Genomic DNA, 23824 nt, shown 5'->3' on the forward strand with positions numbered 1-23824 from the left:
AAAATGCCTATCTGGTATTAGCTCACGTTTCCGTGGGTTATCCCAGTCTTATGGGCAGGTTACCTACGTGTTACTCACCCGTCCGCCGCTAACTATCAGGAGTGCAAGCACTCCATCAAGTCCGCTCGACTTGCATGTATTAGGCACGCCGCCAGCGTTCGTCCTGAGCCAGGATCAAACTCTCCGTTAAAGTTAAGTTTGAACTGCTCATATCTTTTGACGAGGTATTGCTACCTCATTCACAAACGTTGCTCGTTGTTCAGTTTTCAAAGAACAATCTTCAATCCAGCGCTTCGGCTTATTGCCTCTTTTGCTTTCGTTCACCGCGTCTCTCAGCGGCGACTCATATAATATATCACGACCACCAATAGTATGCAACAGGTAAAAAATTACTATTTCAATTTTATACAATCTCCCCTATTGAACTGTGCATAAAACCGCTCTACAAAAGGCTTTTTCGTGATTCATATTTCAATTGGCCTTACTTATAACTACCCTATTCGCCCCTGTTTTACACAGCTAAAGGCAATATTCATGATTGTACACAATAATAGCAGCTATCTGCAATCCCCACTAAACCACAAGCAACTTCCATATTATCATCTTCATTCGATTGAGCATACATGCTTCTTTCATTTTCTACATTCAGGCCAGGCACCCGAACTCCTCAGCAGTATCCCCTGACATATCTACACCTATCATCGCTACACCTGATGATGATTCATCCGCATATGAGTCTCCGTAATAGAAGTGAAGCCAATGATCCATAACCTCTTCACTTTCTTTCTAATGGAGATATCAGTGACCACTGAACGAATTAAAAAAGGATCGAACCTAGGCCTAAACCTAGGAGCGATCCTTACTATTGTACATTTATCTTAGTTGCTGCGCTCACGCATGTGAGGGAACAACAGTACGTCACGAATAGACGGCGCATTCGTAAGCAGCATAACGAGGCGATCTACACCGATGCCAAGTCCACCTGTTGGCGGCATGCCGTATTCCAATGCACGAATGAAGTCATCGTCCATTTCATGTGCTTCATCGTTACCATGCTCACGCTCTTCCAATTGCGCCTCAAAGCGTTGACGCTGATCGATTGGATCATTAAGCTCTGAGAATGCATTCGCATGTTCACGCGCAACGATGAACAACTCGAAGCGATCTGTGAAGCGCGGATCCTTGTCGTTCTTCTTCGCAAGCGGAGAAATTTCAACCGGATGGCCCGTAACAAATGTTGGCTGAATCAACGTTTCTTCTACGAATTCTTCGAAGAATGCATTCAGAATATGACCGAATGTGTAGTGCGGCTCCACCTTCACATTATGTTCCTTCGCAATGCGATGCGCTTCTTCATCTGTCATCTGTGCAGAGAAATCAACGCCTTTTACTTCTTTAACTGCATCCACCATCGATACACGGCGCCATTGCGGCGTCAGATCAACTTCGTGGTTCTGATACTGGATCTTCGTTGTACCCAACACTTCTTGCGCGATATGCGCAACCAGATTTTCCGTCAGGTTCATGATGTCGTTGAAATCTGCATATGCCTCATACAATTCGATCATTGTGAATTCCGGGTTGTGACGTGTTGAAATCCCTTCGTTCCGATATACACGGCCGATTTCATACACTTTCTCCAATCCGCCCACGATCAAGCGCTTCAAGTGGAGCTCAATTGCAATACGCATGTAGAGTGTCATGTCGAGTGCATTATGATGCGTGATGAACGGACGTGCTGCCGCACCACCAGCGATTGCATGGAGTGTTGGTGTCTCCACTTCCAAGTATCCATGGGAATCCAAATAGCGACGCATCGATTGAATAATACGCGAGCGAGTGACGAACGTCTGCTGAACGTCCGGGTTCATAATCAAGTCAACATAGCGCTGACGGTAACGCATTTCTACGTCCTTCAGGCCATGGTATTTCTCTGGAAGCGGCAAGAGCGACTTCGACAAAATCTCAAGCTCCAGCACTTTAATGGACAATTCACCTGTCTTCGTCTTGAATACCGTACCACGAACACCAATGATGTCACCTAGGTCAAGCAGGCTGTAAGCTTCAAATTTTTTCTCATCGATTGTATCTTGACGAACATAAATTTGAATACGGCCGGACAAGTCCTGGATGTGCGCGAAGCTAGCTTTACCCATGCCGCGCTTAGCCATGATACGTCCTGCAAGGCTAACCTCTACACCTGCTTCTTGGAGCTCATCCTTCTCCATCCCGTCATACTTATCGAGCACTTCTTTGGCAGTTGCTGTACGCTCATATTTTGTTCCGAACGGATCTACGCCCAGCTTGCGAAGCTCGTCCAATTTGTTGCGGCGAATTTGCAGCAATTCACTTAATTCCGTTTCTTGATTGACGACGTCCGTCATTACACTCCACTCCTTGTATAATTAAATCGCATTATTCCATGATGTATGATAAATGCTTGGGAACGGCACTTATGCTTTCACGTTCTTTCATTTCTTTTCATGAAAAAGAGGGGACAATGTCCTCACTTCCTCACACCGCCGATTGGTGAAAAAAGCTTCCATGTATGGAAGCTTTCATCCCAACTTCTCATGCTTGACGCCACACGCTGCTTAGCCGCAGCCCAATTAGCGCTTAATCTCGAGAATTTTGTATTGAATCACGCCTGCAGGAACGTTCACGTCCACAGTTGTGCCCTTTTGCTTGCCCAAAATTGCCTTGCCTACCGGGCTTTCATTCGAAATCCGGTTCTTCAATGGATCGGATTCAGCAGTACCGACAATTGTATATTCCATCTTGTCGCCGAATTCCAAATCCTCAACGATTACCGTCGAACCAATGCTTACAAGATCTGTGTCAATGTCATCGTTGTTAATGATCCGTGCGTTGCGAAGCATTTTTTCCAATGTAATGATACGACCTTCAATGAATGCTTGTTCATTCTTCGCATCTTCATATTCGGAGTTCTCGCTGATGTCGCCGTAGCCGATCGCTACTTTAATCCGCTCTGCCACTTCACGACGTTTAACGGATTTGAGGTTTTCAAGCTCATCCTCCAGCTTCTTCAGACCGTCCTGGGTCAGAATGACTTCTTTATCGCTCATCTTACCGATTCTCCTGTCATGATATATTTCGCATCCAGCCTCAGGGCTGCTAACAACGATCGATGCGAATGCAGCCGATGCGAATGCTATAGTTCATCATATGGCTTGATTGCCACATCATGACTCCACAACTTGGTCGTTCTTTGTCATACATAGTCGTGTAATATACACCAAGCCCGAGGCCAATTTTCTATTGTTGAATTATATGGGATGGATTTGCAAAAGTCAATGAGACCGCACATGCCCTTGAAAACGCTTCGATCCCCTGAACATGCGCCCGTAACAGCTTCTATTGCAGCAATTACTGAACCGTTGATTCAGCCTCTTGCTTCTCATTCACTTGACGTACATACTCCTCCAGCATGCGGGCAACCTCATCACGGCGTGTCTCTTCCATAATGGCATCCTTCACACGCGCGGCAGAAGGCAATCCCTTCAAGTACCATGCCAGATGCTTACGCATCTCCTTCACCGCAACCTGCTCCCCCTTAAGTGCAATGAGGCGATCCATATGAACAAGCGCAATACGAACTTTCTCTTCTGCCGACGGATCTGGGAGCAGCTCTCCTGTCGTCAAATATTCAATCGTGCGATACAGCATCCACGGATTGCCGAGTGCACCGCGTCCAATCATGACGCCGTCGCATCCCGTCTCTTCCAGCATACGCTTCGCGTCTTCCGGAGTGAACACATCCCCGTTGCCGATAACCGGAATCGAGACATTTTCCTTAACCTGGCGAATATAGCTCCAGTCCGCTTGACCCGTATACAGCTGCTCGCGTGTGCGCCCATGTACACTGACCGCTTGACCACCAGCACGCTCAACAGCTTTGGCATTCTCCACTACATAAATGTGATCGTGATCCCAGCCGATTCGCATCTTCACCGTAACCGGTTTATCTACAGCATCAACAACGGCCGACACCATCTCATAGATCTTCTCCGGGTTAAGGAGCCAGCGAGCGCCTGCATCGCATTTTGTTACCTTCGGTACAGGGCAACCCATATTGATATCAATAATATCGGCATTTGAATCTTTATCGACAATTTTGGCAGCTTCGACGAGTGATTTGCGATCCCCGCCAAAAATCTGCAGACTAAGCGGCTTCTCCCGATCGTCTACATACAGCATCTCACGAGTACGCTCATTGCCGTGAACAAGCGCCTTGTCACTAACCATTTCTGCGCATACGAGTCCGCATCCGAATTCCTTCGCAATGAGGCGGAAGGCAGGGTTGCACACCCCAGCCATGGGCGCAAGCACGACTTGGTTTTTCATTTCTATATTTGCAATTTTCAGCATTGCTCGCACTCCTTTCAACTCTATCCCTATCCATATGGCTGATATGCCACACGGTTATCTATACAAAACAGGATTACCAATGTTCCATTTTACCGAAAGGAACCCGGTGATGCCAGTTCATCATGTGAAATATTTAATTGCTTGCATATTTCTTTCATTATCTGCTCATCAATCTGCCGATTTCCCCGCTCGATTTCACCAAGCACGGATACTGAGATGCGCACGCGTTCAGACAGCTGCTGCTGCGTCAATCCTCGAAGCTTGCGGAAAGCCCGGATTCGCTTGGCCACTTGCAAGGACTCCACTTCCGAATACCTTCCTTCCCATCCAGTGTTCCCAAGGCATGATGAACGAATGCGTGCAATTCGACAGCCGACTCCGGAGCAATATCAGCAAGCGGCACGAGTACGAACAGCCGCTCTCCCATACGAGGATGCGGCAATGTAAGCAGGTCTGTATTCCATGAAGTATCGCCCATCCATAGTAAATCCAAATCAATGACGCGCGGGCCCCAGCGGATATCCCGCACTCGCCCCATTTGCTTCTCAATCGCAAGCATCGCCATCAGCAGTTCATCAGGCTGCAACGTTGTCCGAACACAAGCTGTCATGTTTAGAAAGGCAGGCTGATCCTCATATCCAACCGGATCTGTCTCGTAAATCGCAGAACATCGCACAACTTGAATCTTCTCCTGAGCTTGAAGATGTGTCAACGCATCATACAAGGCCCGCTCCCGCTCACCAATATTTGCACCTAGTGCAATATAAGCAGTCTGCTCTCCAGTATGTGTCACTGGATTGTAATCCATTCCTGCTTTCTCAAGCTCGCTACCGGAGAAATCCGTCTTCATTCCATCCATCTTCTATGCCCCGCCCCCGCTTGAACTCGATCCCGCCCGTACTCTCGTCATCTCAATCGTTACGCCTTGGAAATGTATATCGAACGGCGGGTTCGGCTTCGTTACGCGTACTGTTGCTTCTGAAATCAATGCATATTGCTCCAATAGGACTGCTGCAATGCGTTCTGTCAATGCTTCGACAAGCTGATAGGACTCTTCTTCAACAATCTGCTTCACTGTATTATAGATTTCGGCATAATTGATCGAATGCTCAAGCTGATCAGATTCGCCTGCCGTGCGCAGATCTATTTGCAAGTCAAGATCGACAATCCAGCGCTGCCCCAATCTCTGTTCCTCTTCGAATACACCATGCCGCCCGAACAATTCAATCCGATGCAACTGCATACGGTCAGGTTTCGATACTTTCGTATTCACCATGAATATACTCCCCTTCTATGCCAAAATAGGGTAATGTCACACCATTACTTCTCTACGGCTCCATTCCGTTCTCTTGGATACAGCATAGCATCACACATCCGAACGGTCTGAACGATTTCCAATACATCGTGTACCCGCACAATTTGGCAGCCTTGGGCTACTCCCAACACAACCGTAGCTGCCGTCCCTTGAATAAGAGCATCCACTGGAAGCTGCAGTGTCTCACGGATGAACCGCTTGCGTGAAGTTCCCAGCAATACTGGGTACCCAAGCTCAACAAGCTCATCCAAATGATGCATGAGTTCCAAGTTATCCTCGTAGTCCTTGGCAAAACCAATCCCCGGATCCAGCCAAATATTTCGTTCTTCGACACCCGCTGCCTTGGCAATCGCCACACTCTCCAGCAAATCCCGCTTCACATCATCCACATACTGCTCATAATTCCGTTCAGGACGGTTATGCATTAGAATGATGGGACAGTCATAGGAAGCTGCGACACGTGCCATCTCCGGCTCCCGCTTGCAGCCCCAAATATCATTCAAAATATGAGCTCCCGCTTCTAACGCTTGTCTACCGACTTCCGCCTTGTACGTATCGATGGACAATGGGATATGAGGCATTGCCTCATGAAGCGCCTCTATAACGGGAATAACGCGGCGCAGCTCCTCTGCTTCTCCGACCGGTTCATGGCCAGGGCGCGTTGACTCTCCGCCTATATCGATAATGTCTACTCCTTGCGCGACCATTTCCTTGGCATGCTCGATTGCACGATCAATCCGATCATAACATCCTCCGTCGGAGAAGGAGTCCGGCGTAACATTCAATATCCCTTGCACCAAGGTACGGTTGCCCAGTATTAATTCTGCTTGATTCCATTTATACGTGTGCTTCCAAAATGTTGGCTGCAACATATACGCATCCCCCTCCCTGCCATCGTAGCCGATCCAACTTAAAATTCCTTATACCGTCATCACCTGGCATAACGGAACTTACTATTCGCAAGTTTCATGCACTCTCTAAATCAATCTCGTTAACCTACATCCTGTGAACTGTAGAGGTGCGATACAGATTCAGCAGCTCGCGCGTACAAGCACCTATCCGTCCGTCGCCCACCTGTCTCTTCTCACCTTCTGCATCGACAAGAGTCGTCACCGGTACAAGTTCCTGGATGGAGGTTGTCAGGAATACTTCATCTGCCTTCCATAGCTGTCCCCAACCATACTTACCTTCCTCCACATGCATACCTGCCTGGTCGGCCAGTTCCATGACCCACTGCCTTGTAATACCAAGCAGAATGCCGGTCGATACATCTGGTGTGTACAGACGACCATCCTGAACAAAAAACACATTGCTCACGATGCCTTCGGATACATGTCCATTGCAATCCAACATGAGCCCCTCAGCTCCTAATGCGGATGAATCCATTTGTGATAACTCCCGCTTAGCGACGATATTATTCATGTATTGTCCCGACTTAAAGCGCACGTCTGCCTCGGGCCCACTCCGCCGTGTACGAAGCAGCTGCAATGGCTTGCCGCATTCATACAGCTCTTCCTGCAAGGTAGGCAGCGACTTCACAAGCACTAGCACATTCGGATGTGTATACGCTTCCTGTGGCAGGCCGAATCCATTCTCGCCCGCACTTACGGTGTAACGAATATACGCCTCCATCAGGCCGTTCGCATCCATCACTTCTCGAATATGACGTTCAACCTGCCCCATATCCACTACATAGTCGATACCAAGCAATCTGCAAGCCGATGTCAACCGCTCCATATGCCGCTCCAACAAGAAGGGCTTCCCATCGTAGGTGCGCATCGTTTCAAACAAGGTTATGCCGTATAAAAAGCCGTGGTCCATGACAGAAACCGCGGCTTGATCAACAGGTACTACCTTCCCATTCCAACCGATAACATCCATTATACGCTCGCCTTCGACTTTAAAAAGTTGCGCAGCATCTGATGCCCGTGATCCGTAATGATCGACTCAGGGTGGAATTGGACACCTTCAATCGGATATTCTCTATGCCGAAGCCCCATAATTTCGCCTTCTTCCGTAGAAGCCGTAATCTCGAGACATTCTGGCAGCGACTCCCGCTCCACCAATAAGGAATGATAGCGAGTTGCTGTAAACGGGCTTGGCAGATCTTCAAACACCGACTGTCCCTCATGATAGATTGGGGATGTCTTCCCATGCATCAATCGCTGTGCACGGACAACCTTCCCGCCGAATGCCTGTCCAATTGCCTGATGACCTAAGCATACACCGAAGATAGGGATCTTGCCCTTGAAATGTGCAATGACATCAAGTGTTATTCCTGCTTCGTTCGGGGTGCACGGTCCAGGCGACAGCAGCAGATGATTCGGTTGCAGCTTCTCAATACCTTCAATGTCGATTTCGTCATTGCGGTATACTTCCACCTGCTCCCCAAGCTCCCCTAAATATTGAACCAAGTTATACGTAAAAGAATCATAATTGTCGATAACAAGTATCATGCTAAGCTCATCCTCTCTCGGCCATGCCTGGCGGCATGCCTTACCTAATCTAGTCTCCCCGCTCCACCATGTCGCGTTCGCTCAACTGTACTGCCTTCCACAAAGCCTTCGCCTTGTTCCAGCTCTCCTTATATTCACGCGCTGGATCAGAATCAATAACAATGCCCGCTCCCGCCTGAATATGACCCACACCATCCTTCACGGTCATGGTGCGGATAATTATATTAAATTCCATGTCGCCATTATAGTCAATCCAGCCGAATGATCCCGTATATGGCCCTCTTCGTACTGGCTCCAATTCCTCGATGATTTCCATCGTTCTCACTTTCGGCGCTCCTGTAATCGTCCCTCCAGGGAATGTCGCTCGCAGCACGTCGAAGGCGTCCTTGCCGGCCGCCAGCTTCCCTTTCACCTCAGAAACCAAATGCATAACATGCGAGTAATATTCAATTGTCATTAACTCATCCACCCGTACGGAGCCGTATTCCGATATGCGTCCAACATCATTGCGCTCCAGATCAACGAGCATAATATGCTCGGCCCGCTCCTTCTCATTCGTACGCAGCTCTTCTGCCATGCGGGCATCCTCTTCCGGGGTATGCCCTCTCCGTCTCGTGCCTGCAATCGGACGAGTGCTCACTTCCCCATCCTTCAGGCCAACCAGAAGCTCGGGGGAACAAGAAACAAGCTGGAAGTCAGGGAAACGAAGCAGTCCCATGTATGGAGATGGGTTAAGCACCCTCAGCCATTCATAGAGCCGTTCCGGAGTTTCACGCAGCGCACGCATCTGTCTCATGGACAGGTTTACTTGAAAGACATCACCTTGACCAATATATTGCTGAATCTGCCGTACAGCCTCCTCAAAATCCTCCTTCGGAAATGCCGTCTGTACACCTTCCAGCACATCCACATCGAGAAGATTGCCTTCCTCCAGACAGCGGCGACGAAGCTCAGCGGCCTGCTTCGCCTCATCTCTACGGCAAGATTCCCACCAGACATCCCAGCGCTTCTTCAACTTATCTGCACGCTGGTGAGCAAGCTCATAGTGGTTAGATACCCATTCCTCATATATGGATTCAGCGGTCTGACTGGAGGACTCATCCTCCTTCATTTGGCGCTTGTACGCCGGTGATGCGCATGGATCAACCTCCGTCATGACCGCACAGTATAGCGCTTGTTCCTCATGATCGACAATCCATAGCTCATTCATTTGCATAAACACATAATCGGGAAGATCCAAATCATCCGCCGCCAATTCGGGGAGCCGCTCAATGGATCTAGCAATGTCATAGCTTATATAGCCGACACATCCCCCAGTGAACTTCGGAAGCCCCTCTATGCGCGGCCCACGGTAAGGTGACATCCATTCCTTCACCATATCTAACGGAGCTCCCTTGCGTACCTGTTCATTTCCGTCTGACAGGACGATGTGTGCAGAATACCCCTTCCCTCTAATCATCGATACGGGGTCTAACCCCACAATCGTATAGCGTCCACCCTTCCCGCTCTCCAGTACGAAGGTGCTCTGCCCTGCATCTGCCCATGCCGATTCCCAAGAAGGAATGTGCGTACTTTCTTCTCTCAACTCATACTTAACCACGTACGGAAGGATCGTGTATTGATTATCGATATAACAGCGCCATTGCTCTTGTGCGATAAGCACCTGTCCACTTGCTACTGTTGATTGAACCATATGACCACCTCTTCACCCTAGTCCATCATCCCTGCTTATCGATCCTAACTCTCCTTGGATGATAATCATTATCGGATTACTGATTAGTATAAACAATGAGACTACGGATGAAAAGATGAACCACTTACATTTTCTGCATTTTCCTTCATATAAAAATCCCCCCATCTCAGCTATCGTCAGAAGCATTATGCTTCCAAGTACACAGTTGGATGAGGGGATGTATTCATTCCTTAATCTTCAAAATTAAATAACGGTGTGCTTAAATAACGTTCGCCATTGCTTGGTACGACTGCAACAATACGCTTGCCGGCTCCCAATTCCTTCGCAAGCTGCAATGCAGCATAGATCGCTGCCCCCGAGGAGATGCCGACTAAGATGCCTTCTTCCTTCGCAACACGACGCGCTATCTCAAATGCGTCTTCATTCTCAACCGTAATGATTCGATCATAAATCTCACGGTTCAATATATCAGGTACGAAGTTTGCCCCGATCCCTTGGATTTTGTGCGGGCCCGGCTTGCCTCCAGACAATAATGGAGATGAGGCTGGCTCTACTGCTGCAATTTGAATGCCGGGGAAGTTCTCCTTCAGCACTTCACCAGCGCCAGAGATTGTTCCCCCTGTGCCAATGCCAGCAATAAACGCATCCAGCTTGCCATCGAGCGATTGAATTGCTTCGACAATTTCTGGACCTGTCGTCTCCCGATGAATCTTGACGTTCGCTTGGTTCTTGAATTGTTGCGGAATAAAATAAGTAGGGTTCTCTTGTGCCAGCTCTTCAGCCTTGCGAACCGCACCATTCATTCCTTCTGCCCCTGGAGTAAGCACAAGCTCAGCTCCATATGCGCGCAGGAGATTGCGGCGCTCAATGCTCATCGTCTCAGGCATAACCAATATTGCCTTATATCCCTTCGCAGCAGCTACCATTGCAAGTCCAATGCCCGTATTGCCGCTCGTAGGCTCTACAATGGTATCTCCCGGCTTCAATATGCCTTCCTGTTCAGCTACCTCGATCATACTTATTGCGATCCGGTCTTTGACACTGGAGCCCGGATTCTGATATTCCAGCTTCACATAAATTTCGGCGCTATCTTCCGGTACAATTCGATTCAGGCGTACAAGTGGAGTATCCCCGATTAGTTCGGTCACGCTATTGACGATTCTTGGCATAGAGAGCCCTCCCACAGGTTAATAGGAATTGAAATATTTCCGACTAATTCACTAGGTTTTAATTTATATTAGCAAGCCGATAGTCGAATGTCAATAGACCTACTCAAAAATATTCCAAGTTTTCTCGTTCTCTGTCTGAAAAACAACAAAAAGCCCGCCCGAATAAATCATCTTATTCGGACGGACTGCTATTCATGTCACCACTTACTGTGATGAAAAGGCTGCATCTGCAATTGCCGCGCCGTATTTCTCTCGGAGCGCTTTTCTCCATTGTACTAATGGAGGAGACTTCTCCAGCGCGATTTCTTTACGAATACGCTCACGCATTTCATCGTGGTGTTCAGGCCTTACTTCCTTCTTGCCAGTAAGCTGGATAATCGCATATCCATCCTTAATCTTAACTGGATTCGAGGTATCGCCTACTTCCATCAGGGACACTTGGTTCAGTTCCGCGTGATCGATGAATGGATCATCCTCATCAATCCACCCTATTCTCCCACCCTGCTGTGAAGAGAAGGAGTCAAGAGAGAGCTCGCCTGCAAGGAAACCGAAAGATTCGCCTTGCTTAATGCGGCCAATAATTGCTTCCGCGTCAGCGATGTTCGATACTGTGATATGTGCCATTTGATAGGAGTTGATTGGCTCGTATTCACCCTTATGTTCACGCATGTACTCGTCAATATCAGCATCACCGATATCAATGCCGTACGTTGCGATTTTTTCCAATAGAAGTTGATTGCGCATGTCTTGGCTTAATTGTTCCGGACTCATTCCTAGTTGTTCTTTCATCGCTTGGTAATAAGCCTCTTCACTTTCATAACCCTTCATTTGACGCTTAATCTCTCGGGTGACTTCTTCAGAAGTCACCTCAACCCCGAGCGACTTCGCTTCCTGCTCAGCAGCTCGGTTCGTCAGCATCTGCTCCAGTACTAACCCACCGTACTGCTGCTCCAATTCTCTGTTCCACTCTGCACGCGTAATCTTATGCGACCCAACTGACGCAACGACTGATGAGGAATCGGATGAAGCAGGCTCGGGGGGCCCGACCGGAACATCGAGCCGTGAAATAAGTATGCCTGCAAGCACGATCACACAGGCAAACAATACAATAATACAGCCCCATAAGCTCTTGACTTCTCTCGTCATATCGCTTGCTTCCCTTACCTCATATTTCCTTGTAGCACGCCTGTGCTTACACTTACTTTACGATTGCGTCTTCTTCGTCACTGCCGCAGCTGCCAGCTTCTCAAGATCATCACGATTGAAGGCATACGCCTCGTTGCAGAAATGACATACAACTTCAGCTTTATGATCCTCATTTATAATCGCTCGCAGCTCTTCCTGTCCCAAGCTAATAAGCGTGCTTTCCACGCGTTCTCTTGAGCATTGGCATTGGAACACAAGCGGCATCTGATCCATAATGTGAACATCCTTCACGATCCATGTTACCAGCTCTTCAAGCTCCATGCCTTGATCAAGCAAGGCTGTTACCGGAGGCAATGTGCTTAACGATTGTTCAATCTCCGTTATTTCCTCATCAGACAAGCCTGGCAGCAATTGAATAATGAATCCACCTGCATGTAGTACAGAATTGTCAGTGTCTACGAGTACGCCAAGCCCAACTGCGGATGGCGTCTGCTCCGACGTTGCAAAGTAATACGTAAAGTCCTCACCCAGTTCTCCCGAAATAATCGGAGAGCTTCCGCGGTAAGGTTCCTTTAAGCCTAGATCCTTCGTAATGTGAATGAAGCCGCTGCGGCCTACTGCTCCCGCAACATCCAGCTTGCCCTCGGCGTTGCTCGCCAAATGAACTTGGGGATGTGTCACATAGCCGCGAATCTCTCCACGTGCGTTGGCATCCGCAACGACCTGACCAATAGGGCCATCACCCTTCACTTGCACCGTAAGCTTCTCTTCGCCCTTCAGCATCGCACCCATCATTGCAGCAGCCGTTACTGTACGCCCTAATGCAGCTGTTGCTGTTGGGTATGTACCGTGGCGACGTTGCAGCTCATTAACCAAGTTAGTCGTGCGCGCAGCAAAAATCCGTACCTTTCCACCTAATCCAGTCCCACGGATAAGCAAATCCTGCACGGTATCTTGAGTGATGTTCTGTTGTTGCTTGCTCTCTTCCATGAGTGCCTCCTGTTGCCTTACATATTTTAAAAACGAATGACAGTTTACAACGATTTTCTCTATATTATTGGTTACGATTGTAAATGAGACGCAGCCCCTCAAGGGTCAGCAGTGGATTCGTCGTATCAATTGTACGCGATTCGCTTGCAATGAGCTCCGCCAAGCCACCGGTTGCAACGACCTTAGGTTGTGCGCCTAGTTCTTGGCTTATGCGATCCACGATCCCATCAACTTGTCCAGCGTATCCGAATATGATGCCTGCCTGCATGGAATGAACCGTATTGCGGCCAATAACGGACTTCGGCTTCGTCAGTTCAATACGAGGGAGCTTCGCTGCACGCTGATAGAGCGCCTCAGTAGAGATGCCAATCCCCGGAACGATTGCCCCGCCCAAGTAATTGCCTTGCACATCAATCACATCAAAAGTTGTCGCTGTACCGAAATCGACAACTACAAGTGGCATCTCACCACCGTATTGGTCGATGGCAGCAACCGCGTTCACGATGCGGTCTGCACCAACCTCACGCGGGTTTTCATATCGGATATTCAAACCTGTCTTTACGCCTGGCCCTACGATAAGCGGCGTCTTGTACAAGTATGTCTCACACAAGAGTTCCATCGTAGACATAATCGGTGGAACGACAGACGAGATAATAACTCCATCGATATCCTTAACCGAAAGCCCTGCCAGTGAGAATAAGTTGTGGATCATGACACCATATTCATCCGCTGTCGCTTGACGATTCGTGGACAGCCTCCAAAAATGCTGCAGCGTCTCCTGTTGATATACACCTAGAACAATATTTGTATTTCCTACATCGATAACGAGAATCACAGTTCTATCCCTCTTTCTTCGCATTCAAGTCAAGATTGATGTCGACCGTTATAACCATGGAAACGCTTATACGGAATTGACATCGACACCGATCAACGCTTTGCCGCGAACGGTAGAGTGTGAACTCGCCCGTTGCTTCAATCTTGATGTATTCTTTACGCTCCTAGCAGGTCAGAAGAACACCTGCATGACGCATCATCAACGGTGGCAACGTTGTACGATGACAGGTTATAGTATCGCTCGTACCAACAGAAATTCCATCATTCCATCAGTCACGAGCTCCCACACCCAAGTGAAAAATCTATCATGCAGTACGGCACGAAAACCGTGATAATGATCTGCACGTATGGTCTCCCGCTTGTTGTAGTCATTAACACTTAATTTACACAACGCCTATGGCTGTGTCAATTCACAATCGAGACTGCGCCAATATTTCAATAGCCATAAAAAAAGAGTGCACGCTATGGTGCACTCTTTACAATCGCCAAATCGGCGAATGAGGGCTATTCTATTGGTTCTTGTTCTTGTTGTCATCCGGATTGCCTGTGGCATCTGTATTCGTCTCTGACTGCTCGGAAGGAGCATCTGGACGTTCAACTGCCTGTGGCTCATTGCTGCGGAAGTCCTCTGGTGAGGCTCCGTTCGGAATGTCGCCTTCCGGCTTAGCATCAGCTGGGGAATCCCACTGCGTAGGGCCAAGCTTCTCTGGCTTGCCAACAAGGTTCACCTTCACATCGCCAGTAGTTTCAATAATTGGCGTACTGGAGGATGTGCCGCCTGTCACCGGTGTGCCGGCAGACTCATCTCCATCCGACTTCTTATCGGAGATGTGGCCATTCTCGATCAATTGCTTGATTTGATCAAGTTCGAGTGTCTCCAACTCAAGCAATGTATTGGCGATGAGGTTCATTTCGCGAGTATGCTTCGTCAGCAATGTCTTCGCACGCTCGTAGCACTCGTTCATGATACGCTGCATCTCCTGATCGATTTCGTAAGCAATCGCATCAGAGTAGTTCTGTTCATGACCAAGGTCACGACCGAGGAATACTTCTCCTTGACGGTTGCCGAACTGCATTGGGCCGAGCTTCTCGCTCATGCCGTACTCCATAATCATGCTGCGCACAATTCGTGTTGCTTGCTGGAAGTCACTATAAGCGCCTGTGCCAATTTCGCCGATGAACAATTCCTCAGCAACCCGACCACCAAGCAAACCTGTAACTCTGTCCAGAAGCTCTTGCTTTGTTGTAAGCATACGATCTTCCTTCGGCAGCATGATGACGTATCCGCCAGCACGTCCGCGAGGAATAATCGTAACCTTGTGCACCATATCTGCATGTTCCAAGAAGTATCCGATAATGGTATGACCGGCTTCATGGAACGCGACAATACGTTTTTCTCGATCGCTGATCATGCGGCTGCGCTTCTCTGTACCTACGATAACGCGGTCGATTGCTTCGTCCACATCTGTCATCGTAATGTCTTTATGGTTTTTGCGCGCTGCAAGCAATGCTGCTTCGTTCAGCAAGTTCTCCAAGTCGGCACCAGTAAATCCAGTTGTACGCTTGGCAATTGTATTCAGCTTCACGTCCTTGTTCAGCGGCTTGTTGCGCGCGTGAACCTTCAATACAGCTTCCCGGCCCTTCAAGTCAGGGCGATCCACTGTGATTTGACGGTCGAAACGACCTGGACGGAGCAATGCTGGATCGAGAATATCCGGTCGGTTCGTTGCTGCGACAATGATGATTCCTTCATTGGCGCCGAAACCGTCCATCTCGACGAGCAATTGGTTAAGCGTCTGCTCCCGCTCGTCATGACCGCCGCCAAGACCGGCGCCGCGCTGACGACCAACAGCATCGATTTCATCAATAAAGATAATACAAGGAGCATTTTTCTTCGCATTTTCGAACAGGTCTCGCACACGGGATGCACCGACACCGACGAACATTTCAACGAAGTCAGAACCAGAAATGCTGAAGAAAGGAACTCCTGCTTCGCCTGCAACAGCACGTGCAAGCAATGTCTTACCTGTACCTGGAGGACCGTTCAGAAGAACGCCCTTCGGTATGCGTGCGCCGAGTGCTGCGAACTTGCGCGGATCCTTAAGGAATTCGACGACCTCGACCAATTCCTGCTTCTCTTCATCCGCCCCTGCAACATCCTCGAAGGTAACACGCTTCTTCTCTTCATTATACAAGCGAGCACGGCTCTTACCGAAATTCATGACCTTGCCGCCGCCACCCTGAGCTTGATTAAAGAAGACGAAGAACAGGATGAACATGATCACAAATGGAATGAAGGAAGTCAGAACCGTCAGCCATAGGCTTTGCTCCTCCATCTTCTTCCACGTAAGCTTGAGGGATTGCTGTGCCGTATCGGCCTTCATAATCTCCTCAATAGCTGGTGAGCTATCTGGAATATACGTTACGAACTGCTGAGATTTCTGTCCATCTGGAATTTTCTTATATTTACCGATGACCAAATATGCCCGACCTTCATATTGAATCGTCATTTCGTCTATATTGTTGGCCGCTAACTCTTTGCGAAACTGGTCATATCTCGGGGTTTCCGTGGCTTCTCCGCCGTTGCCAATGAATTGGACAATGCCGACCACGACTAGAAAAAGAATCAGATAAAAACCAGAGTTCTTAAAAAAGCGATTCATCCCCAACCTCCTCTCAAAGACACGAAATTATTGTATCATAGCACGTATTGCCATCACAACTTGACCATCTAAGCGATGAGAATGAATGATTCTACACCTCGTCGGAATAAATCTCACGCTTCAATACGCCAATGTATGGAAGGTTGCGATACTTCTCAGCAAAATCAAGTCCGTACCCAACGATGAACTCATCCGGCAGAACGAAGCCTTTGTAGTCTGCTTCCATATTAGTGGTGCGACGCGCTGGCTTATCGAACAGAGTAACTACACGGATCGAGTTCGCCTTGCGGCCCTGAAGCACCTCAATTAAGTAACTGAGGGTCAGCCCTGTATCAATAATGTCCTCCACAATGAGAACGTCGCGGCCTTCAACCGATACATCCAAATCTTTCATAATGCGCACAACGCCCGAAGACTTCGTCGATGCGCCATAGCTGGATACCGCCATGAAGTCCAATTCCAACGGTACTGTAACATTCTTGACCAAATCGGCCATAAAAATGAACGCGCCCTTGAGCACGCAAATAACGAGCGGACATTTACCAGCGTAATCGCGGCTAATCTGTTCACCCAATTCCTGTACTTTTGCTTGAAGCTGTTCCTCGCTAAATACTACCTTCTCAATGTCGTTATGCAATGATGGGCCCTCCTATTGTGAATACTCAATCTTATGTGAACGTTAATCGTTCCATGCGGCAACCCAATGACCGGCTATGTGTTCGTTACCTCATGGATGGACAGATCGCTCATGGGCTCCGCCCTCCAGTGCAAAATGAACGACCGCTTGTGTCGAAGGCTGCACATATGCCGCATTAGAACGCCGCACTCCAGGTATCCACACAATGTGTTCGTTCGCGTCCGCAACAAGAGGAATCGTGTCACGCAATGACGGCGCGATTTTCAAGTCAACGAACATATCTTGCACTTTTTTGCTGCCATTTAGTCCTTGCACCCGCATCCGATCTCCTGGCTGCCGAGTACGAACAACAAGCGGCCAACACAGCTCTTCAGCATCAAATGAAGCTTCCCAAGCCTGTCCGTGATGATGTTGACCCGCTGAAAAGCTCTCGCTCCTTCCGGCATCGCTGCCAGCCTTCACTTCTGCCACAGTCGTCCACCGCAGTGTGCTATTGTTATTCGGTAATGACAATTGCCCCATTGCATCGGTTCTATGTATCGTAAAGCCAGTCTTGCAGTCTGCACCTTCTGTAGAATCATGGTGTATCCGAAGCCATAGCAAACGCTCATATTCACGCGCAAATACAATGTCTTGAGCAACATCCACCCTCCACGTAGTCGAACACTCGCCTGCTGCCCTCACTCTTGCTGAGTCAACGGCTTCAAAATCAATCTGATCCGAACCTCGTGTAAGATAATTTAATATTAGTTTAATCAACCTGCGTTGTAAAGCAACATGTAATCCTAGAAAGGTGTTCCGATCAAGAATATATCCCGCCTGCACATGCGGAATAAATAATGCGGCATTGCTGTCACCGGACCTACCATCGTTTACCGCCTTTACGTGACGTTGAAACAACCTGCGGGTCTCCGCTTCCATATAATCATCTTCATCACGCAGTGAGTCCGCCATCCTGCAGAGCGCTTCAACAAGTCTCGGATTCTCCTCCTCAAGCTGAGGGATAATATCCAGTCGCATCCGATTGCGAAAATAACTGCGCTTGGTGTTGCTGCTGTCGTTCACATATGGAATGTCCCGCACTGAGCACCAATGGAGCACTTCCATCTTACGCAGCATTAGCAATGGCCGAACAAAGAGCAGCCCTTCTTCTTCGCGGCTCCACGCCATTCCAGCTAACCCCGTGCTGCCTGATCCTCTTATTAAGCGCATAAGTACGGTCTCGGCTTGGTCATCCGCATGATGAGCAAGCGCAACATGAGTAGCTCCATAATGACTGGCAGTACGGATGAGGAACTCATATCGAAGCTGCCTTGCTGCCGCCTGAGGATTAAGTCCTTCCCGCTTCGCTAAACCAGGAGCATCGACCCGGATCATCTCAAATGGAAGCCCCAATCTTGCCGCTTCCTGCTCGACGAATCTGGCCTCTTCATCTGATTCTTGCCCGCGAAATCCATGATGAACATGGGCAACAATGAGCCTGCCCGGCTTGCAGTCACTTCGTTCGTTCAATGCAGCCAATGCATGTAGAAGCAGCATCGAATCCGGACCGCCTGATACAGCTACTACCATTACAGCACCTGCACCCCAGAGACCTCTCTTACACCAATCGGCTTCCAATCGCTCTATCCATTTGTCCCAAGTATTGAATTGCTCACCGTCCGATGATTGTCCTGCTGTCATTATTCATCCCCGATTCCCGGCATTCATTCAAGCACCTGCATGCTTCCGCAGTAAAGCTCCACTCACGTGCAGGTTCATGTCCCGTCTTGCTATGTATGAAGCATACCAAATCGATGAAGCACGTTCAAAATCAGCGTGCTACCAATCGAGCCCGTGAAGCCTGCACTGCATCCATCGGAAGTCGATTGAGCTCAACTGCCTCCATTTCGAACATCTTCTTAATAAGTATGTATGTATAACTACGTTGTTCCTACGGATAAGATGCATATGATTGTTACCAATATACCACAATTTAGGCTATAAAATTAATAGAAGCTTCCTGTCCACCATACGATACTAATTGCAAACAAAATAACAGATACAGCAAAAAACCACTTCATCCATAGCGGAGTTGGCCGGTATGGCCGCATCCCCGATCGATGCAAGCGGCGACTTAATTCATCCCACATCCGGCATGCTTCTTCCGAATTTGCAAATGTCCCCTTTAACGCATGGACAAGCCATGACTCATAATGCCGCAGGACAGGATGAGTATGAACAAGCTCCAGTACTTCCTTTACTTCCCGCGTTTGGGGCAATGCTCGCTTCATGCGCTCACGGAACTCCTTTCCCCCGAGCACTTGAATCGTCAATATGGCAAATGAGAACAGATCATATCCATCATCTGCTGTACGCGAGCCTGCATGCCAATACCCCCGATCATACATTTCAGTGAATTGCTTTACGCTCTTCCCTCTGCTCGTTAATCCTCCATAATCAACAAGCTCAACCTCTCCGCCATTACCTACAATGACATTTTCCGCCTTAAGATCGCCGAATACCCATCCATGCCGATGTACATTATGCAGCTTCGCCAGCAGTTTGCTCCCCACTATACCGTACCACCTGGGGCCCTTCTTCCGGATGTAAGCTTTAATACTTTCACCTGGAACATAGCGCATTACATAAAAGGATATACGCTCCCCATTCATATCTGCATCATCTACATCAACAAGGAAGGGGCGATTGTCTTGGTGAGCTGATGATCGGGAGGATGTTCGCCGCTGCTTCTCCAGACTGCCAAGGGCATTCACTTCCGATTGGAGATCAACGGCGTTGGCGCTTATTTTCAACGCAAAGGTGCCTATCGTTCCCCCACGTCCATCATTAGGGGCCGACAGCATCGTCACCAGATAGACTACCCCATTGGCGCCACTTCCAAGAAGACGCTCAATCCGATAGGCACGGTGATTCCATACCCCATCCAGCACCATGCCTGCCCGCAACTGGTGATGGGAGTCTCCCTTTTGGGATTTTTGGGATGATCTATTGAGTTGTCGCCTTTCCTTAAACGATGTAGTCACTCCATACCCCGTCCATTTCCATTCTTTCATGATGATTAATAGGCACCACTTCTGCTTCCTTGTTCACAGTACGAGGTGCCGCACGATAATAATCTATGACTTGCAGCAAAGCCGGGCCAGTCGGTGTTGTCCCACGCATATTCAGTCGCTGGAACAACTTCTTCGCACGCGTGATTTCATCCGTCCACTCCAAGTCCTGTACTGCTTCCTCTCCCCCATATGGGCCAGGAAAATGAAATACACACAGCTCACTCTTGCCGCTTCGAGCTTGCAGGCTAAGCATTAAATCTCGTATCGCTTCCTCGACTGCGGCCAGCTTCGGCTTCATGCTTGCACTAGCATCAATGAGCAGCGCCACCTTAAGCGCTGACTGTTCCGTCATTTCGTCCATGACACGAACCACTTCAGAACGCTTCTCCAGTGGAAGTGCTTGCACGCCATCAGTTGCAGCATCACCCAGAATTAGCTTCAATTCCTTATTCACAGCCTGCTGTATCGTCTGCACTACCGTCTTACGTGTCATCATCTGAATCGTCTGTGACAGCTCATGCGATTGCACGATGCGGCTTACACCACCGCCTGCACTAGCAATCTCCTCAATCTCGCAAGCACCCAATTGTCCAATTGTACCATAATCAACAATGCCGACTACATTGACCGTTATTCCGTTCTCCCTTGCCTCCGCGGCGGCAATGGCTGGCTGAATGCCTACATTGGAGCATCCATCCGTAATGAGAAGAATTTGCTTCATCATCCTTCATTCATCTCCCTATGGTCACTATGAATATAGTTCTAGTGTGCCCCATAATAGGAGAGTTTAACCATAGTGTGAGTCCTCCCCTCTCGGGAGAAGTCTGAGAAGCAAATGAGGAATAATCGTTCATTGTCTGTTCATGGATAATCAACTGACAGGCATCGGCCGTTCGATTCGATCACCCCCACTCCAGTGCAAAGTCGCCCATTGTGGTCGATGTCTCGTTACACGCGTGACAACAATGGTCATATCATCATCAATACGTCCGCCCGAATGCCGGATGACAGTCTCTAGCAGGAGATCAGCAATTTCCTGCGGGTCGTCGGTCTCGAGCTCCTGGATGAGCCGCTTCATCCATAATTCCTTATTAACGGCCGACCCAGGCGCATCAAATACCCCGTCTGTCATCATTACCACGATATCACCCGGTGATAGAGAGGCGTCAACCAGTTCAATTTCAATATCCTGTAATATACCTATCGGCAAATTGTTCGAGGAAACTAAATGAACTTCTTCGCCTCGCTTAATGAAGCTTGGCGTTGAACCACTCTTAATCAACATCGTCTTGGCAGAGAATAAATCAATAATTGCTAAATCTAGTGTAGCGTACACTTCATCAGGAGATCGAAGGGTCAGCACCGAATTGACGGACTTGATCGCCAACTGCTCCTCAATTCCTGCCTGAAGCAGCTGAGCAAGCAAGTGAAGTGCCGTGCTGCTCTCCAAACGCGCCCTCTCTCCATTCCCCATTCCGTCACTTAAAGCAACAGCGAACTTGCCGCTGCCCAGCTCGAGCGCACTAAAGCTATCTCCCGACAGCATTCCACCTCCCTTGGCAGTACCCGCCATCCCTGTATCAACCTCGAAGGCCTTCGCGGTTACGAAGGAGACAACCCCCTGCCCTTCCGATCTGGTAATGGATTCGTCCCGTACGGCAATATGCTCGCCCAATATATCTGACAGCAGCGGGGCAATCAGCTTGCGGCATTCATCATATCCTTCCGTGAAGGAATGCACCATTTCAATCTCCACACGCCCAGGATCCAGTGACATGATATCTACACGGTGAACCGACAATCCTAGATCTTCTACGGCCTGACGGATCTGCTCCTCCTGCATGAACAGTTCTCTGCCCTCGCGCTGAATTTCCTTCGCTAAGTCGTCCATGACCTGCGAAACCCCTGATAATTGCTCAGCTACAAACTGGCGACTGTCCTGCAGCTGCCTGCGCCAATGTTCCTCATGTATGTTCCGAATATGCTGATCTCGCAGCACCGTAAGCATCTGATGCGCCCGCAGGCAATGTGTCTTCCAAGAGTGAGGGAGCGGCTTGTCCTTCCATGCGAACTCCGGGTTCCCCTCCACCTTCACGAGCATTTGCTTCATCATCGTCATCGTCTGGATCGACTTGCGGCCCCAACATGCCTGCCTTCGCGGACATGCCCCGCATGTAACCACGGATGCAGCCTCAATAACTCCATCCGATATCTCTTCCTCACCTGCCTGCGCAGGTGCATCACCAGTCGTCGTAGGTGCAGCCTGCTTGAAGCTGTGTGACAGCTGATCGAATACCTTGGAGAACTGCTGGACGCGCTCTGCCGTCATGTCGCGCATGCGCTTCGCATATTCATGCTGTGAATTCGTATGCTCACTCGTCCCTGGGACATACTTAGCCAATGTGCGGCATATGGATTTGGGAGTAAGCAGAAATAGGGCGGCTGCGGCTATCGTCTCCCATGTCGATACCATGACCTGCTCAGGAGGACCAATATAGACCGATAAGATTGCCGTACCTAGCAGCATACCGAAGGCAACTGCCCAGCGCTTCCCTTCCCGCAGCAGTCCTGCAAGCAGACCAGAGAAGGCTAGTACGCTCATTTGCGATAGTGAGCTCGGCTCTGCAAGACCAAGGATTAGTCCTAGCACAACGCCTACTGATGCGCCTAACGGCGCTCCGCCAACTAGGGCAAACAGAAGAACGAAATAGCGTGATAAAATATGATCCAGCTGCATGCCCTGTACACTCCAGCCGACAGCACCTGTCATCATAGAAGCAAGCAGAATCATTAGGCAAATCATTTCATCCACACGAAGCGTATAATTGCGTTTACTCATCGTTAGTACGGGTAGGGCTTGAACAAATACGAGCGTTAAGACGAAGCCAAGCGCCGCATCTGTAACATCCATTGCTAGGGCATACCAAGTAAAAGAGTGTGATAGAAAAGTGACGAGCAGCTTCACAATAAGACTAGCCGCAAACACCATCAATGGTGCGATGTTCATATCTGAACGTCTATCATAAGCCTTCCATCCACGATACATGAGGACAATGAGCAGCAGCTGCATCCCCATCATTATTGTAATTTGCTCTGGAGCGAACAAGCTTCCGGCTAACAATGCAGTTCCCACCCACGTAGCCAGCTCCCGGCGCGAGAAATATACAACCGCAAAAAAGGCAGCCGCAAACGGGAATAATTCATTCAAGATCATGGCACGACCAAGAAGGAAGCCGATCAGGACGAACATAATCGTCCATTTGCGCGTACCTAGCATACGTTGGAATCCGTCCAGACGCCATTTGCTAGGCACATTCATCCATCCGGTTCCTTCTTCCTTGATATCCTGCCAGCCTCTTTTTGGAAATGGAATGATCTTTGTCTTACTCATCATTTGGCACCACCTATTCTATGAATTGTGTGCCTCTCATTATAGAAAAGGTGATAGAAATAGTTTGTCATAAAAAGGAAAGGGG

21 protein-coding genes and 1 rRNA gene are annotated in these 23824 nt (G+C 48.9%); all 22 read right to left on the minus strand.

Features of this window, described 5'->3' with window-relative positions; translation table 11 throughout:
- Positions 1-190: ribosomal RNA gene (locus BLS15_RS27310) — 16S ribosomal RNA — on the minus strand; the annotation flags it as partial.
- Positions 191-645: 455 nt separating this feature from the next.
- Positions 646-768, minus strand: coding sequence for a hypothetical protein (locus BLS15_RS29900; RefSeq protein ID WP_268632972.1), 123 nt, complete (start codon positions 766-768; stop codon positions 646-648).
- 110 nt (positions 769-878) lie between these two features.
- Positions 879-2384 carry a lysine--tRNA ligase gene (gene lysS / locus BLS15_RS27315; RefSeq protein WP_028532531.1) on the minus strand — a complete coding sequence of 502 codons (1506 nt, stop codon included), beginning with the start codon at positions 2382-2384 and terminating at the stop codon, positions 879-881.
- A 225-nt stretch (positions 2385-2609) separates the two neighbouring features.
- A complete protein-coding gene (gene greA / locus BLS15_RS27320; RefSeq protein WP_021255209.1) occupies positions 2610-3086 on the minus strand; it encodes a transcription elongation factor GreA in 477 nt (158 codons plus the stop codon).
- Between the two features lie 301 nt (positions 3087-3387).
- Positions 3388-4389 carry a tRNA dihydrouridine synthase DusB gene (dusB, locus tag BLS15_RS27325; RefSeq protein ID WP_021255208.1) on the minus strand — a complete coding sequence of 334 codons (1002 nt, stop codon included), beginning with the start codon at positions 4387-4389 and terminating at the stop codon, positions 3388-3390.
- Between the two features lie 89 nt (positions 4390-4478).
- Positions 4479-4679, minus strand: coding sequence for a helix-turn-helix domain-containing protein (locus BLS15_RS27330; RefSeq protein WP_021255207.1), 201 nt, complete (start codon positions 4677-4679; stop codon positions 4479-4481).
- Positions 4637-5197 carry a 2-amino-4-hydroxy-6-hydroxymethyldihydropteridine diphosphokinase gene (folK, locus tag BLS15_RS27335; protein ID WP_090514722.1) on the minus strand — a complete coding sequence of 187 codons (561 nt, stop codon included), beginning with the start codon at positions 5195-5197 and terminating at the stop codon, positions 4637-4639. The genes BLS15_RS27330 and folK overlap by 43 nt, the downstream gene beginning before the upstream one ends.
- A gap of 54 nt (positions 5198-5251) precedes the next feature.
- Positions 5252-5665: a dihydroneopterin aldolase gene (gene folB, locus BLS15_RS27340; RefSeq protein WP_021255205.1), complete on the minus strand. Its 414-nt coding sequence runs from the start codon at positions 5663-5665 to the stop codon at positions 5252-5254.
- 44 nt (positions 5666-5709) lie between these two features.
- Positions 5710-6576, minus strand: coding sequence for a dihydropteroate synthase (gene folP, locus BLS15_RS27345; protein WP_021255204.1), 867 nt, complete (start codon positions 6574-6576; stop codon positions 5710-5712).
- Between the two features lie 124 nt (positions 6577-6700).
- On the minus strand, positions 6701-7585 hold the full coding sequence (locus BLS15_RS27350) for an aminotransferase class IV (protein WP_021255203.1): 885 nt from the start codon (positions 7583-7585) through the stop codon (positions 6701-6703).
- Positions 7585-8160, minus strand: a complete 576-nt coding sequence (pabA, locus tag BLS15_RS27355; RefSeq protein ID WP_021255202.1) for an aminodeoxychorismate/anthranilate synthase component II — start codon at positions 8158-8160, stop codon at positions 7585-7587. Before pabA ends, BLS15_RS27350 begins: the two co-directional genes overlap by 1 nt.
- 49 nt (positions 8161-8209) lie before the next feature.
- Positions 8210-9853: an anthranilate synthase component I family protein gene (locus BLS15_RS27360; protein WP_021255201.1), complete on the minus strand. Its 1644-nt coding sequence runs from the start codon at positions 9851-9853 to the stop codon at positions 8210-8212.
- A gap of 230 nt (positions 9854-10083) precedes the next feature.
- Positions 10084-11022 (minus strand): cysteine synthase A, encoded by a 939-nt coding sequence (cysK, locus tag BLS15_RS27365; protein ID WP_021255200.1) that lies wholly within the window; start codon positions 11020-11022, stop codon positions 10084-10086.
- Between the two features lie 204 nt (positions 11023-11226).
- The gene (locus tag BLS15_RS27370; protein WP_021255199.1) at positions 11227-12168 is read right to left on the minus strand and encodes a SurA N-terminal domain-containing protein; all 942 of its coding nucleotides are present in this window, start codon (positions 12166-12168) and stop codon (positions 11227-11229) included.
- 57 nt (positions 12169-12225) lie between these two features.
- On the minus strand, positions 12226-13158 hold the full coding sequence (hslO, locus tag BLS15_RS27375; RefSeq protein WP_021255198.1) for an Hsp33 family molecular chaperone HslO: 933 nt from the start codon (positions 13156-13158) through the stop codon (positions 12226-12228).
- A gap of 64 nt (positions 13159-13222) precedes the next feature.
- Positions 13223-13993, minus strand: coding sequence for a type III pantothenate kinase (locus BLS15_RS27380; RefSeq protein WP_021255197.1), 771 nt, complete (start codon positions 13991-13993; stop codon positions 13223-13225).
- Between the two features lie 508 nt (positions 13994-14501).
- Positions 14502-16655, minus strand: a complete 2154-nt coding sequence (gene ftsH, locus BLS15_RS27385; RefSeq protein WP_028532536.1) for an ATP-dependent zinc metalloprotease FtsH — start codon at positions 16653-16655, stop codon at positions 14502-14504.
- A gap of 91 nt (positions 16656-16746) precedes the next feature.
- Positions 16747-17292, minus strand: a complete 546-nt coding sequence (gene hpt / locus BLS15_RS27390; RefSeq protein WP_021255195.1) for a hypoxanthine phosphoribosyltransferase — start codon at positions 17290-17292, stop codon at positions 16747-16749.
- A 90-nt stretch (positions 17293-17382) separates the two neighbouring features.
- Complete coding sequence (gene tilS, locus BLS15_RS27395; protein ID WP_254777417.1) at positions 17383-18975, minus strand: tRNA lysidine(34) synthetase TilS; 1593 nt, start codon at positions 18973-18975, stop codon at positions 17383-17385.
- A 305-nt stretch (positions 18976-19280) separates the two neighbouring features.
- Positions 19281-20348: a protein kinase domain-containing protein gene (locus BLS15_RS27400; RefSeq protein ID WP_081677014.1), complete on the minus strand. Its 1068-nt coding sequence runs from the start codon at positions 20346-20348 to the stop codon at positions 19281-19283.
- Positions 20302-21069 carry a vWA domain-containing protein gene (locus tag BLS15_RS27405; RefSeq protein WP_028532538.1) on the minus strand — a complete coding sequence of 256 codons (768 nt, stop codon included), beginning with the start codon at positions 21067-21069 and terminating at the stop codon, positions 20302-20304. Before BLS15_RS27405 ends, BLS15_RS27400 begins: the two co-directional genes overlap by 47 nt.
- A gap of 150 nt (positions 21070-21219) precedes the next feature.
- The gene (spoIIE, locus tag BLS15_RS27410) at positions 21220-23739 is read right to left on the minus strand and encodes a stage II sporulation protein E (protein ID WP_028532539.1); all 2520 of its coding nucleotides are present in this window, start codon (positions 23737-23739) and stop codon (positions 21220-21222) included.
- Positions 23740-23824: the final 85 nt, after the last annotated feature.

The organism is Paenibacillus sp. cl6col, from assembly GCF_900102125.1.
Taxonomy (GTDB): domain Bacteria; phylum Bacillota; class Bacilli; order Paenibacillales; family Paenibacillaceae; genus Paenibacillus_B; species Paenibacillus_B suaedae.

Excerpts from the sequence above, each read along its gene's own strand:
- cysK (WP_021255200.1), bottom strand. The coding sequence starts at position 11,022 with ATGCCAAGAATCGTCAATAGCGTGACCGAACTAATCGGGGATACTCCA.
- tilS (WP_254777417.1), bottom strand. The coding sequence starts at position 18,975 with ATGACAGCAGGACAATCATCGGACGGTGAGCAATTCAATACTTGGGAC.
- dusB (WP_021255208.1), bottom strand. The coding sequence starts at position 4,389 with ATGCTGAAAATTGCAAATATAGAAATGAAAAACCAAGTCGTGCTTGCG.
- folK (WP_090514722.1), bottom strand. The coding sequence starts at position 5,197 with ATGGATTACAATCCAGTGACACATACTGGAGAGCAGACTGCTTATATT.
- BLS15_RS27370 (WP_021255199.1), bottom strand. The coding sequence starts at position 12,168 with ATGACGAGAGAAGTCAAGAGCTTATGGGGCTGTATTATTGTATTGTTT.
- BLS15_RS27350 (WP_021255203.1), bottom strand. The coding sequence starts at position 7,585 with ATGGATGTTATCGGTTGGAATGGGAAGGTAGTACCTGTTGATCAAGCC.
- lysS (WP_028532531.1), bottom strand. The coding sequence starts at position 2,384 with ATGACGGACGTCGTCAATCAAGAAACGGAATTAAGTGAATTGCTGCAA.
- ftsH (WP_028532536.1), bottom strand. The coding sequence starts at position 16,655 with ATGAATCGCTTTTTTAAGAACTCTGGTTTTTATCTGATTCTTTTTCTA.
- BLS15_RS27400 (WP_081677014.1), bottom strand. The coding sequence starts at position 20,348 with ATGAAAGAATGGAAATGGACGGGGTATGGAGTGACTACATCGTTTAAG.
- BLS15_RS27405 (WP_028532538.1), bottom strand. The coding sequence starts at position 21,069 with ATGAAGCAAATTCTTCTCATTACGGATGGATGCTCCAATGTAGGCATT.
- BLS15_RS27360 (WP_021255201.1), bottom strand. The coding sequence starts at position 9,853 with ATGGTTCAATCAACAGTAGCAAGTGGACAGGTGCTTATCGCACAAGAG.
- BLS15_RS29900 (WP_268632972.1), bottom strand. The coding sequence starts at position 768 with ATGGATCATTGGCTTCACTTCTATTACGGAGACTCATATGCGGATGAA.
- pabA (WP_021255202.1), bottom strand. The coding sequence starts at position 8,160 with ATGATACTTGTTATCGACAATTATGATTCTTTTACGTATAACTTGGTT.
- folB (WP_021255205.1), bottom strand. The coding sequence starts at position 5,665 with ATGGTGAATACGAAAGTATCGAAACCTGACCGTATGCAGTTGCATCGG.
- spoIIE (WP_028532539.1), bottom strand. The coding sequence starts at position 23,739 with ATGAGTAAGACAAAGATCATTCCATTTCCAAAAAGAGGCTGGCAGGAT.
- greA (WP_021255209.1), bottom strand. The coding sequence starts at position 3,086 with ATGAGCGATAAAGAAGTCATTCTGACCCAGGACGGTCTGAAGAAGCTG.
- hslO (WP_021255198.1), bottom strand. The coding sequence starts at position 13,158 with ATGGAAGAGAGCAAGCAACAACAGAACATCACTCAAGATACCGTGCAG.
- folP (WP_021255204.1), bottom strand. The coding sequence starts at position 6,576 with ATGTTGCAGCCAACATTTTGGAAGCACACGTATAAATGGAATCAAGCA.